Consider the following 13,069-nt stretch of genomic DNA (forward strand, 5'->3'; position numbering starts at 1 on the left):
GACGAAAGTAAGCTTATTTAACTTGAGGGATACTATATATATAGTTCTTCAGCTTTAGAAGGAAATTCAGCTATTGTTTTTGCATAAATTGTTCGGAGATTATTTACATGAGCAGCCATTGTAAATTGCTTCATCAATAAAGCATGACCTTGTTCGCCCATGTATCGGCTTTTTTGATAATCTCGATACAAATCATGGATGGCATCAACCAGCTTTTTGATATTATTACCTGGAACAAGAATACCCGTTTCTCCATCTTGTAAATGTTCTGGAATCCCTCCGACTGTGCTACCAATTACAGGTCGATAACGAGCATAAGCTTCCAGAGTTACCAGACCGGCAGGTTCAGGCCAGACACTAGGAAAGATGACTGCAAAACACTGTTGATAAAGTTTATTTATTTTTTCCGGATCGCACCAACCATGCCAAGTTATTCGGTTACTCAATCCAAGGGTGTTTGCTAACTTTTCTAAGCGGGGTCGTTCCCAGCCTTCACCTGCGATATCAAGCTGAATTTGCGGGTCTGTATGTATTAAAGTTTTGAGTAACCATTCTAGACCTTTATCAGAAACAATCCGCCCAGCAAACAAAATTCTATGATTTTGATGGACTTCTAAACTCAGAGGTGCAGTTGCTGTTTGTGGTACAGAGATCCCACAGTGTAGCGTTACAGTTTGCTCAGGGGGTACACCATTTTGAATCAATTGTTGCCGCACATATTCGCTATTAGCAACAAAAGTAATTTTTATCTTTTTTAATACATCTAATAATTGATGAGTATTTTGAAGTTCTCTAAGAGTTCTTAAGGGTTTACGGCTCCCACATTTATCTACTAACTTACCCCAGGTACATCCTAAGTAAGAGAAGTTGCGATCGCAGATTGTCCGCGGCTCTGCTAAATATTTTGTGCCACTAGGACAATACAATGAGTGATTATGAACGCTGAAGATGGTAGGACATTCGCCTGTAAGCTCCAATAGCAAATCTGGGCTGTGAATGTGTAGCAGTTTAAACTGGCTTTGGTCAATATTTTTAAGCGATTTGATCACGCGATCGCTAATATCAGGTGGTCGATGTTCAAACAGAGATGCTAAATAAGTTTCAACACCTCCGCTCCCACCGATCTCAAAATTTGAGCATTGATAAATCAGGTTTTTTTCAAAAATTCCCCTAGGTAATTGTTTCTCATTTTGCTTGGTATCATTGATTGAGTTAAGCATTATTCACCACTTATTTTCACGTCCTTATTAGTTTAATGGCTCATGTAAATAGAGCCTATTCTCATCAAGCTATATGTCCAAATTAAACCAAAACTTGTGTCTGACATCATTAACATAATGTCTTAGGGCAATTTTTTGACTAGCAAATTTTTCTGGATAGATAAATTGATCTTCTACATGCAGAACATATTGTTTTGAGCATAGAGGTTCACCATGATTATGGTGCATTGTCAAATGGACAATTGTTTGTTCAGTAAAATAAGTGGGATTTTCTTGAAGATTTGCTAAACGTTCGATAGCAAAACTCCAGTCAAATTCATGCCTAAATAATATAAATCCACTATTTACTGCATTTAACTTCTCGGAATTATCATAAATAATTCGCTCGTCTAATGAGATGGAACAATCAGGTAAATAAAGAGAGTATTTGTCATCGGAATTGCTCAAATTAATTAAGTCAATTCCGCCGGGGAAAAATAAAATATCTGAATCAGTGTAAATCGTAGTCCCATTAATCGGAATTGACATTAATGCCAGCAATTTTTTGCCCAGTGGATGCAGTTGGGCGTAATCAAAAACACATTGAGGTAAATCTGTTCTCAGGAAGTTTTGTAAAGGTATTACCTGAACGCAAGGATTGATCCGGCGGAGTAAATTACAACTAGAATCAGTGTAACTGCCATCAGAAACTACAGTGAATGTATCTGGAATGCCGACATAACGGATGAAGGAGCGAATACTTGCTACTTGTTCTGGCAGATCGCGTTCACATGAGAAGGCATAGACACTTATCGGAACTTGCCGAGTTTGTTTGATCGGGATGTTCACAATCTGATAAAGGGCTGCTTTATATAGAGAGCGATTAAATTTACCCTGAATTTTAGCAGCGTGGTAGCCTAGATTTACCATTTATTTTTCCTTGTTAAAACTATAAGCAATTAACCAAGATAATGAATTCATAATTTAAAAATTACGAATTACGGTATTGCATATTGTGATATTCCCAAAGCTTGCCTTTGAGTTCTAGGAGTTCTTGATACTTACCTTGTTCTACTATCCGTCCCTGTTCTAAAACTACAACTTTATCTGCTTTAGAAATGGTAGAAAGACGGTGAGCGATCGCAATTACTGTTTTTCCAACAGATAGCTTTTCTAATGAATCTTGAATTAATCGCTCAGAGACAGAATCTAAGGCACTAGTTGCTTCATCCAAAATTAAAATTTCTGGGTTCCGTAGCAAAGCACGTGCAATAGCAATTCGCTGCCTTTGTCCTCCAGATAACCTCACACCTCTATCTCCCAATTGGGTGTCAAATCCTTCGGGCATTTCCAAAATAAATTCTAGTGCATTCGCTAGTTTAGCAGCTGCTTGAATTTGATCATTAGTGGCTTCTGGAGTACCGTAAGCAATATTTTGCCAAACATTAGCATTGAAGATAAAAGTATCCTGGCTGACGACAGCTATTTTGCGGCGTAGAGAGTTAATTTCAAACTTCCGTATATCAATTTCATCAATATAAAGATATCCATCTGTAGCATTATAAAATCGCGGAATTAAATCAGCTAGCGTTGTTTTACCAGCACCAGATGCTCCGACTAATGCTGTCATCTTTCCCTTCTCAATGGTTAGGGTAATATTATGCAGCACTAAATTTTCATCGTCGTAGCCAAAATCTACAGATACTAAATTTATTGACCTTTTTAAAGAATTAAACTTGAGTGTTCCATTCTGAAAATAATTTTTATCATCACTTTTCAAGAGATTCTTTACATTATCTACTGAACCATGTAAAGTACTGAGAAATGCTCTTGTGCCATTAATATCTTGAACAAATGGAATAAACCGAAATAGCACAAAGAAGAATGTTAGTAAAGAAGCAACTTGTAGCGTTCCATTAGTCACCAGGCTAGTGAATGCCAAAATAATCATTCCAACCAATACCGTAGTAGCTACCCCTTCAGCAATTGGCTTGACAATTGTCCAAGTGAAGACAACTTTAGTTGTAGTACTTACTATCTTGTCGCTAGCTTTGTAGTAACGCTGGCGCTCAAATTCTTGAGTACCACACGAGTGAACAGTGCGAATGCCATTAATAAATTCTACGGCTGTTGATGTAAAATTAGCATTGGCAGTTGTCATACCAAAACTTGATTCTCTCACCCTGGCATTTAGATTGGATAATCCTACACCTAAAAGGGTAAATAATAATGCTGAGATTAGCGTTAGTTGCCATGATATCAAAAACATTGATATTAAGTAGACAAGGGTTGTTAATCCTCTAGTCACTAAAAAGGCTCCGCTACTGAAACCCTGTCTGATCCTTTCAATTTCTGTCGTCAGGGTGTTAATTAGTTCACCAGAACGAGTTTTGGCAAAGTAACCTAGCGATAAAGATTGTAACTGTTCAAAAATCTGCTTACGTAAGCGATCGCCAAGATTTAGCTGAGATAATTCAGTATAGACTTGAGAAAAGTAATTGAAGATGGCACGTAACCAAGTACTCAATAAAATCAGCGAAGATACGCGGTATAGACGATTAATTGCTGATGTCTTTGCTCCCAAAATCCAAATATCAAACCATTCTATGCCTGTTTGAACAGGTTGAGCGTTGGGACTAGTTAAGCTTTGTAAAAAGGAAAGTAAAAAACCAATACTTACACCTTCAAAGGTTGCCGCTAGAACTGAAAATATGAGAGCTAAAATTGCAATTTTGCGAAAGTGCTTAAATTCTTGTAATATCAAATAGTTTTCTTGCCAAAAGCTGGTAGCTTTGAGCAAGTTGCCGAGTGGTTGAGGAAGTTTGAAATGCATGGATTTTATAATAATAGTTTGGCAAAGTAGATAGACCGCTATTTTTGCTTTAGCCCAAGTGCGGTAGATGAAATCATCAGTTACCGCACAGATAAATTACAGTGTTTGGCTATCCAGATGTAACAGGTGAGACTGCAATACTTGTCGGTTAAGGGGAAAATGGGAAGGGGAAAGGGCGAAAGAAAAAACCTTTAACCCTTACCCTTTAACCTTTTCCCCGAACCGAATTCCGAGTTGAAAATGCTTAACCGAGCAGTATTGGGTGAGACTGTGCCTCTACTTCCCACGAAGCTGTAATTTCTGGTAGTTTATTTAGCTGTATTGCATCTTCCAAAGTCCAACAACAAGATCCGGTCAAACTCATGTCACCCCGCAGCACATCTAATAACTGGGGCAAATTGTCAAGACCGTATTTACACATCCAACGCCCTAGTGGTGTGATCTTGTGCTTTGTAGTTGTGCAAAACCTCATCGCCCGAAAGAGTTTACCCCGTTCTCCAACACGCCACTCACGACAAAAAAGTGACCCTGGCGAGTAAACCTGCATTAATACAATCAATCCCAACATGACTGGACTTACTAATAGCAGTAACACGCAAGCAGCAATCCAATCAATTAGTCGCTGTAATTGTCTCCAGGGTTGGTTAGGTAGTTTATTGCCAGCAGGTATGCTTAGAAATATTGGTTTTTGAGCTTCTTCACAGGCATCTGCCCAAAACCTGACCAAAGCTTCACCCAATTTTGGATCTATGCTTACCAAACTTACAGGAGAATGTTGTAAGCATTCTACTAGCGATCGCTTACTATCTAATGAAGGTAGATATGGTTGTTTAACTCGTCCTGGCGGCTTCACCAAAAGCTTACCCCGTCGCCACTGGAGTGTGCAGTACCCACGATTATCTTGGTGTGGCTGGGTTACATCATATAAATTCTCTAGAGTTGGAATTATTGAAGTTGTCATAATGTCTTTGGGTTTATACAGGAGTGAATTGTTGAGGAGTTATCAAAGGCTATCAATGCCAAAGACCCAAATCCAAATCTTGTTCTAACTCCAAAAAATTGGAGATAATTGAGGGCAAAAATATGTCATTACTATTTGCCACTCAGCCAAGCACATATCGCGCCGAATTCTGCTGGTGTAGAGATGTACAAATTAGACAGATACTAATTAGATATGTAGCAATCACCGCTACTATTAACATTCATGGGCAAATCATGATTTTCCGGAAACTACTGACAGTAGAGAAGTGTAGAGGGAAATTACCCATGAATCTATATTTACGTTTAATTACGCTGAGGTGTTCATTCTGTCGATAGATTTAACAAAACCAGTCTAGTGTTGTCTTTTAACCTTTTTGGAAGTGCTTTAATCTCTAGAATATAAGACTATGTAGAAGTAGCGATCGCTCAAATAAATTCTTTATTTGCTCTTTAAAGAGCCAGTGATTTCTCTGATAATTCATAAAGATAGCATAAATATACTAAATTTTTCCTGATCACAACTAAATTAAATTTTGTTCATACCTCGTTCCCAGTCTCCGACTGGGAATGCCTATTTTGAGGCTCCGCCTCCCTGACTCGCGGCAGAGCCGCTTTTGATCTGCATTTCCAGCCAGAGGCTAGAAACGAGAAAGAATACCTCGTTCCCAGTCTCCGACTGGGAATGCCTATTTTGAGGCTCCGCCTCCCTGACTCGCGGCAGAGCCGCTTTTGATCTGCATTTCCAGCCAGAGGCTAGAAACGAGAAAAATCCCCGACTTCTCTAAGAAGTCGGGGATCTTTCATCTAGTTATACTAATTACTTTTCTACAGCTTGACGTAGAGCTAATTGCTGTTGTTTGATATTAGGTACGTAATTACTACTAGAGTTTGATACCCCATTAGCTACAACCCCAATCAGATTTAACTTACTCAGCATAGCTGTCGCTTGAGTCAGCTGACTTCGCGTTACAATACCAATGCTTGCTACCATGACCACGCTACGACAAGATGATGCGGTAAGCATGGCATCCACCAAGCCGAGAACTGGGGGAGCGTCTATGAGTACCAAATCATAGTTTTCCTCAAATGCTGCCATTAATTGCATCATCCGAGGGGAACTCAACAGATTAGCAGGGTCAGCAGGTTTGGGGCCAGCAGTCAAAATATCGATGTAGGCGGAACCTGAGTATTGAAGACTAATTTGGTTGGGTAGAGTTGTGTCACTCGCCAATAAAGTTGAAAGCCCCTGCTCATTAGGAAGATTCAGTTGTTCGTGGAGACTGGGATCGCGTAAGTTGGCATCAATCAGCAGTACCCTTTTGTGTAAACGGGCAGCACTCATTGCCAAACCCAACGCCAAAGCTGATTTACCTTCATCGGCTAAAGCCGAGGTAATCATCAAAGATTTTAAATTAGTAACAGTATTTAAAAGTTCAATGTTTTTGTAAATCAGATCCAGCGATTCCCAACGCGGTGGAGATTGCAATACCTGAATTGTCCAGGGGGCAAGAACTTCTGGCTTACCAAAAGGCAACTTGATCATAGATTCTTTGGGTTTGGCTGGCGGTAACTTGGGAGTTGTTCCCAACAACGGCATGGCCATTTGCTTCTCTAACTCAGCAGTGGTGTGAACTGCATCATCTGCCGATTCGCGAATAAAGGCAGCAATGCCTCCTAACATTAACCCAACCACAGCACCTAACAGCAAATTCTGTTGGAGATTGGGGCCTAATTGTGCGCCTTTTTGGGGATCTTCCACCACTTCCCAATTAAATCCACCCTTGGAAAGTTCTTGCCGCAATTGTTGTTCTGCTCTTAAAAGCTGCTCTAATCTTTCACGGCTAAATTGCAACTGCGGTAGCATCCGATTGTAATAAGCCAAAAGAGGCGGGAAGCGTTTGATTTCAAAACGCAACTCGTTTTCTTTCTGAGCCAAACTTTGATCGCGAGCAGTTAAAGCAACTATAGTTGTCTGCGTTTCTACTAACTGACCAGCAAGGCTGAGATCAATTTGGCCAAGCTGTCCTTTTTCGAGAAGAGAGTCTCCAGAAGTGAATGCACTAGCAGACTTTCCGCCTAAAGTTCTTCCTACCTCTTGTTGCAATAATTCCTTCTGGCCCTGAAGCTGTTCTTTGAGCTTTTGCACACTCGGAGTTTGATCTGTAAAACGTAAGCGTTCTTGTGCTAGTGCCAGTTCACTTTTTTGGATTTCGTTCAGTAAGCCTTGATAGCGAGTAGACTGACTCAGACGAGAAGCAACTAGAGCATTTTGGGGAGAACGGTTAAGTTGTTCTTCCAGAGATTTTTGGCGTGCTAAAGCTTCCCCATACTGAGCACGAGTTGTCTGTCTTTCTTGGGAAATATTATTTAAAGCTGTCTCAATCGCTTTAGCTTGTGACTCTGGATCGATTAAGTTCTGGTTTCTACGAAACCTTTGTAAGTTTGTCTCAGCCGCATTTACTTCTTCACTGGCTTTACTTAACTGTTCTCTGATAATTTGCAGACCTTTTTGTAAACGCGAATTCTGTTGTTGTTTGTTATATTGCACATAAACTTGTCGAATTGCACCCAGAACTTTTTGGGTCTTTTCTGGATCTCCAGCAGTGTATTCAACTTGAAATATTTTAGTAGCGACATTATCTTCTTTGCTCCTTAATTGAGTTAAGACCAAAGAAGCTTTAATTTCACTTGAACTGATATCTGGATAATCAGACTGAAGTTTATCAACTGCTTTTTGAATAAGTCCCGAACTCTGCATCAAGTTAAGCTGGGTGGCAGTATCTATGACCACATTAGAGTCAGTAAACTGGTTATCTACCCCCGCACCTTCTGTTTTGCCTTGATAGTTAGGTTCTACTAGCAGTTGCATAGAACTTTTATAAGTAGGTTTTGTCTTGACAGTTACTACGCTGGCAATAGCAATACAACTAATTAATACTCCTAAGAACCAAGGAAATCTCCGCACAAATACGGCAAACATTTGTCCGTAACTTGGTTCATTTTCAGAAGCTGCACTTATGTGAGGATTTAGACTAGTTTGAACCACTTTTATTATCCTTGTCTTTTCTACGAAAGGCTACACCAACAAGACTTGCGCTAAGAGATTCTCCGAAGAATACCTATTTTTTTACGAACCGCCAAGGACGAGAGAGAAAATAAATAGGTAATCTTATAATGGAAAGAGATTCAGAAATTAAATGAATAATTGATGCACACCACAAGTTTGGTTAATTATTTGCTCAACTTTACCAAAGAAGGCATTTTCTGAAAAATTTGCTACTGCATGATTACGGATGCGATCGTAATCCCAAGAAATCCCGTTGGCTTCTAGTAATGCAACTTGTAAAGATTCGGGTGTTTGTCTTTTGAAAAAGACTCCTGTTTCACCTGGTATTTGAGTATCTAATACTCCACCTGCTCCATAAGCGATGACTGGTGTGCCGCTAGCATTAGCCTCTACCGGAACTAATCCGTAGTCTTCTAAGGCTGCGACAATAATAGACTTGGCTTTGGAAAACAAGTCTTTGCGGGTTCTATCACTTACGTGTCCCAAGAACACAATATTTTGTAATGCTTTGGATTTTAACCGTGCTTGTTCTGGCCCATCACCAGATATTAATAACCGCCACCCTAACCAATTAAAAGCTTCGACTATTATATCAAGTCGCTTATAACTGATCATCCGGGCGGAGGCCAGATAATATTCATCTTTTATATCGGAAAAAACAAATTTACTAGTATCAATTGGATAGTTCACCATCATTGCCTTTTTGCCATAAATCTTTTCAATCCGGCGGGCAACAACACTAGAGTTAGCAATGTAAAGGTCAGGTTCCTGTGCATATTTTAGGTCTACCTTTCTCATTACTTGAAATACTTGTTCAATTAAAGGAGCAAAATATCTATAGTCTCCGTACTCTCTTAAATAAGTTGTTGTATCCCATAAGAAACGGGTGACATTATGGCAAAAACAAATGTGGCGGGCATTGGGGTTTTTTCGCACTGCTTTGGCAAAGCTGGTGCTACTGCTAATAATTAAATCGTAGTCTTGCAAATCCAAGGCACGAAAGGCAGGGAAATATAGAGGAGCCATCGACCTGAAATATTTGGCTGCCCCAGGAATCTTTTGCAAAAAAGTTGTGTTGACTATGCGATCGCCTAAATCTATAGTTTTTTGGGGATCGTACAAAGATGTGAAAATATCTGCTTCGGGATAGCGCTTACAAAGCAGTTCAAACACACGCTCTGCCCCACCTCGCTGGGTTAAATAATCGTGGACTAGAGCAATTTTCATGAATTTGACCTAAAGTTTCGATCGGGTTTGTTTAAACGCTCCCCAGCAAATTACTATCAACAACTTTAGTCTTCAGCAGTATAACTTCTTATCCTCTTTACGAAATTATTGCGACAAATATGTAGACGCCTCGGAGATCCCCCCAACCCCCCTTAAAAAGGGGGGCTTTATCTGATCCTTACCCCCTTTTTAAGGGGGTCGCCGCAGGCGGGGGGATCTTATCCAAACCGTATTAGGGGCGTACAGCTGTATGCCCCTACAGCCAATTCATTTCTCGCAAATGTTTTTGGAACCGATATTATCCAACTGCTACTAAGATTTTTTCTGGAGCGAAATAGGTGTTTTGCTCAGTTCGTAGTTGGTCGCAAAGTCTGCCTTCAGGTAATTCTACATCCTCATAAGTGAGGACTTGATCTTTAGAAATATCTCGTTTGAGGCGACACCCTTCAGCTAGACCGATTGGTAGAAGATTTTGCTGTTGGACGATATCAGAATTTTCACATTGTCCGTAGGTCATGTAGTAGCCGATGCCATCTAAGGTTTCTCCTGCTTTCAGGTCGATTTTGGCAGTGGTGACAACATCTACTAGCGGGCCAGCTAATGGAGACATAACGGCATCACCGAATAAGACAGCACGCGCTACGGACAGGGGAACTTCAAAATGACAGAGGTGATAAGGAGTATAGAAGCTGTAAAGTGGGCCTTCGCCTAATTTGTATAAGTTGAGATAGTGCTGTTGCTTGGGGTCGTCGTGAGTGGCAAATACATATACGCCTGGGCCAGGTTTTGCTCCAACTACATAATCGACAATGCCGCCCAGTTCTTTGAGTTGTTCAACATCATATATATGGGCCATTTCATCGACATAACCGTTGAAGTTATATCCCAGCATTCCCCGTTTGGCGACTTTCATCCCTGTGGCATTGGCAACGATCGCTTGTTCAAAGGAAATTTTGGTTCCGTCGGCAAAGCTAGCCACCATGTGGGGCTTTTGACCCCAACGTTTAGCAAATCCTTCCTGGGTGGTGGGATTGCGATAGGGGTCTTGGAGTCCTTTAATGTTACCGCATAATAACGGAGTTAAACCAATACTTTTTACAAAGCGGTAGAGGTTCATTTGTACCCCTGGCTGATCGCCATCACAAGCGCTGAGAATGACGCCTGCTTTGTCGGCATACACTTTCAGGATGGGGCCAATGGTGCCATCGAGTTCGGCATTCATCATGATCACATGCTTGCAATGAGCGATCGCTTCCATAACGATCCCAGCGCCAAATTCCACTGCACCTGTGACTTCGATTAATGCATCGATGCCCTCAGCCCGACACAGTAACTTTGCGTCTTCTGTGACTGCATACTTACCGTTAGCGATCGCATCTTCTAATTCGCTGACAGTTGCAACAACTTGAATCTCCTCAATTCCGGCTTCCGAATAAGCTTGTTTAGCTGCATCAATCTGGCGATTGGAGATAGCAACTAACTCCATTCCTGGCACTGAATTGACAATTTGGTTGGCAATTCCTCGACCCATAAAACCAGCACCAATCATTCCTACCTTGATAGGATTTCCTGCTGCTGCACGGGCTTGTAAGGCGCGATCGATAATAATCATGAACTAAACTCCTTTTTGGAACTGTTTATTGTGATACAAATTCTCGATAATTTTGCACTTAATAATTTGTTACAGCTAAATCTTAAGTACATTTTCATCGTAAATTGCTGGCTCGTCTACATGAGACTTTGCTATAGAAGCAGTCTGTTTTTTCTGGCTGTGATCTTCGATAATTTGCTCTATAGCATTTCTGTAGGCTTGGGCAAACTTTTCTTTGGTATGATTTGCTCTTGCGTATTCCCATGCCTTATTAGACATCAGCTTGAGGTCTTCAACGGGCAAATTGGAAATACTTCTAACTTTCGCCTTAATTTCTTCAAGGGAAAGATTATCGAAAATCACACCAAAATCGTGAACATCCACACCAGATTCATAGCTCAAAATCGGGATTAATCCGGCTTGCAAGCTGGTGATTACTGCACCTGCCTGTCCCTCAGAAACGGAAGGATAAACAAGTCCCAAACAATTATTTGTAATCTTTAAAAAGTCAGGACTACTAACATCAATCCAACCGTATGTATGAATGTTGGGTGTTTCGTATAGTTCTTTATAGAAAGCTTGCTCAAACTCTTTGTCATTACTTACCGGGCCACAAACTGTTAAATTGTATTCCGGCATTTGGGCAAAGGCATCTAAAGCCAAGTCTAATCCTTTGAGAACTAAAGCACTACCACCAAACCATAGAAAATTCTTTCTTACCGCTTCAAAGTCTTTCTCGTCAGGAGAGGGATAAACGAATGACGAGGAAATGGGAATACGATACATTGGTTTGTTCGCATATTTGAATGTATCAACTGTGAAATTGTTGCCTAATACGGTAGCGTAATCGGCATATTCAATTCCTAAGTTGGGCGTTTCAAATCGTTGTGGACGTAAGGTAATTCCTCGACGCTGTTGAAGTTCTAGAAGTCTGTTGCATTCTGCTGCATTGCGAAAAATCATATTAGCAATGTCAACATGGAAAATTTTAATGCAATCTTTATTCAGTTTTGGTGCAAGCGCTTCTAAACGATGACGGATATCAATGAAAAATGCGTAGTCTTTTTGAGGAACGAATTTATCATTGTGGAATTGGATAACATCAACGTTATAGCCCAAGTCTAAAAAAGTTTGGGCGATTAGTAGACATTCCCAGTTCCAACTCTGGTCATTAGGGATAGGCTGACCTGGTTTGATCAGAAATGGTTCAATCCGATAAGAAAGAAGTGCATTTCCTTTAGAAGGCTGTTTAGGCTTTAGAGAAACAACCTGTAAAGTCTTCGCATAATCGATGCGTGCTTGGACTTTTTTGGAAACAAAAGAGATAGTATTGCCAACGCGAGATAGAATATTATTTTGCATTTATTTCTACCCTAATTAATTATTTTTACCTCATGTAGAGGAGCCAGTGTGTGACGCGGGTTAAGAGCGTTGTAGCAACTGGCGTCGCGCAGATAAATAGCCTATAGTTATCTGGAAACTGTACCGCCAACAGTCATCATTCTCAACAAAGGCCAATTTAAATCTTTCTCGGAGATTTCAGTCACATCTAGAGGCCAATCAATGTTAAAGAATGGGTCGTCATAGCGTAAACCTCTTTCATATCCTGGGGTGTAAAATTCCCCCACTTGATATACAACTTCAGTCTCATCTGTGAGTGCTTGATAGCCATGAGCAAACATTTCTGGAACATACAAAGCACGGTGATTTTCTGGGGTTAGCTCTACACCAATGTGTGATAAAAAGCTAGGAGATTCAGGACGCATATCAATAATTACGTCATAAATAGCGCCTTTCGTACAACGAATTAATTTTGTTTCTGCGGCTGGCAGAATTTGATAGTGCATCCCCCGAATAGTGCCTTTTTTGTAGTTAAAAGACAGGTTACATTGAGCAACTGTTGGCTTTAATCCGTGTGCTTCAAATTCTTGAGCGCAGAAAGACCGAGCAAAAAAACCACGGTGGTCGGGCTTTTCTTCTAAGTCAATAATGAATGCGTCTTTGAGTGCAGTTTCGATGAAAATCATATATTCCTTTGAGATGAATGTTGAGTCTTAGAACGTCCGCAGATTAAAGGATTTCCAAGAAATAAATTATCCAATTTTGTGGGGTGGGCGTCTCGCCCGCCCAGTAACCAAATGCGAGCAAGATGCCCACCCCACAGTAAATAC

At 40.5% G+C, this 13,069-nt stretch carries 9 protein-coding genes; all 9 read right to left on the reverse strand.

Going from position 1 to position 13,069, the window contains the following annotated elements; translation table 11 throughout:
* Positions 1 to 32: 32 nt before the first annotated feature.
* Positions 33 to 1,220, reverse strand: a complete 1,188-nt coding sequence (locus V7K62_RS29690) for a glycosyltransferase family 4 protein (RefSeq protein ID WP_334870553.1) — start codon at positions 1,218 to 1,220, stop codon at positions 33 to 35.
* Positions 1,221 to 1,289: 69 nt separating this feature from the next.
* Positions 1,290 to 2,129 carry a hypothetical protein gene (locus V7K62_RS29695; RefSeq protein ID WP_334870555.1) on the reverse strand — a complete coding sequence of 280 codons (840 nt, stop codon included), beginning with the start codon at positions 2,127 to 2,129 and terminating at the stop codon, positions 1,290 to 1,292.
* A 61-nt stretch (positions 2,130 to 2,190) separates the two neighbouring features.
* Positions 2,191 to 4,032, reverse strand: a complete 1,842-nt coding sequence (hepA, locus tag V7K62_RS29700) for a heterocyst formation ABC transporter subunit HepA (protein ID WP_334870557.1) — start codon at positions 4,030 to 4,032, stop codon at positions 2,191 to 2,193.
* 244 nt (positions 4,033 to 4,276) lie between these two features.
* On the reverse strand, positions 4,277 to 4,993 hold the full coding sequence (hepC, locus tag V7K62_RS29705) for a heterocyst development glycosyltransferase HepC (RefSeq protein ID WP_334870558.1): 717 nt from the start codon (positions 4,991 to 4,993) through the stop codon (positions 4,277 to 4,279).
* An 837-nt stretch (positions 4,994 to 5,830) separates the two neighbouring features.
* Positions 5,831 to 8,059 (reverse strand): GumC family protein, encoded by a 2,229-nt coding sequence (locus V7K62_RS29710; protein WP_334870560.1) that lies wholly within the window; start codon positions 8,057 to 8,059, stop codon positions 5,831 to 5,833.
* Between the two features lie 147 nt (positions 8,060 to 8,206).
* Entirely contained in the window at positions 8,207 to 9,307 is a 1,101-nt protein-coding gene (locus tag V7K62_RS29715; protein WP_334870562.1) for a glycosyltransferase, read from the reverse strand.
* A 298-nt stretch (positions 9,308 to 9,605) separates the two neighbouring features.
* Positions 9,606 to 10,919 (reverse strand): NAD(P)H-dependent oxidoreductase, encoded by a 1,314-nt coding sequence (locus tag V7K62_RS29720; RefSeq protein ID WP_334870564.1) that lies wholly within the window; start codon positions 10,917 to 10,919, stop codon positions 9,606 to 9,608.
* Between the two features lie 75 nt (positions 10,920 to 10,994).
* Positions 10,995 to 12,260 carry a glycosyltransferase gene (locus V7K62_RS29725; protein ID WP_334870566.1) on the reverse strand — a complete coding sequence of 422 codons (1,266 nt, stop codon included), beginning with the start codon at positions 12,258 to 12,260 and terminating at the stop codon, positions 10,995 to 10,997.
* Between the two features lie 107 nt (positions 12,261 to 12,367).
* Positions 12,368 to 12,925, reverse strand: a complete 558-nt coding sequence (gene rfbC, locus V7K62_RS29730; RefSeq protein WP_334870568.1) for a dTDP-4-dehydrorhamnose 3,5-epimerase — start codon at positions 12,923 to 12,925, stop codon at positions 12,368 to 12,370.
* Positions 12,926 to 13,069 lie beyond the last annotated feature (144 nt).

Origin of the sequence: Nostoc sp., from assembly GCF_036917935.1 — a bacterium.
Lineage (GTDB): Bacteria > Cyanobacteriota > Cyanobacteriia > Cyanobacteriales > Nostocaceae > Nostoc.

Bases quoted from the DNA above. Each gene is read 5' to 3' on its own strand.
- V7K62_RS29695 (WP_334870555.1), bottom strand. From the start codon at position 2,129: ATGGTAAATCTAGGCTACCACGCTGCTAAAATTCAGGGTAAATTTAAT.
- V7K62_RS29715 (WP_334870562.1), bottom strand. From the start codon at position 9,307: ATGAAAATTGCTCTAGTCCACGATTATTTAACCCAGCGAGGTGGGGCA.
- hepA (WP_334870557.1), bottom strand. From the start codon at position 4,032: ATGCATTTCAAACTTCCTCAACCACTCGGCAACTTGCTCAAAGCTACC.
- V7K62_RS29720 (WP_334870564.1), bottom strand. From the start codon at position 10,919: ATGATTATTATCGATCGCGCCTTACAAGCCCGTGCAGCAGCAGGAAAT.
- V7K62_RS29690 (WP_334870553.1), bottom strand. From the start codon at position 1,220: ATGCTTAACTCAATCAATGATACCAAGCAAAATGAGAAACAATTACCT.
- rfbC (WP_334870568.1), bottom strand. From the start codon at position 12,925: ATGATTTTCATCGAAACTGCACTCAAAGACGCATTCATTATTGACTTA.
- V7K62_RS29725 (WP_334870566.1), bottom strand. From the start codon at position 12,260: ATGCAAAATAATATTCTATCTCGCGTTGGCAATACTATCTCTTTTGTT.
- hepC (WP_334870558.1), bottom strand. From the start codon at position 4,993: ATGACAACTTCAATAATTCCAACTCTAGAGAATTTATATGATGTAACC.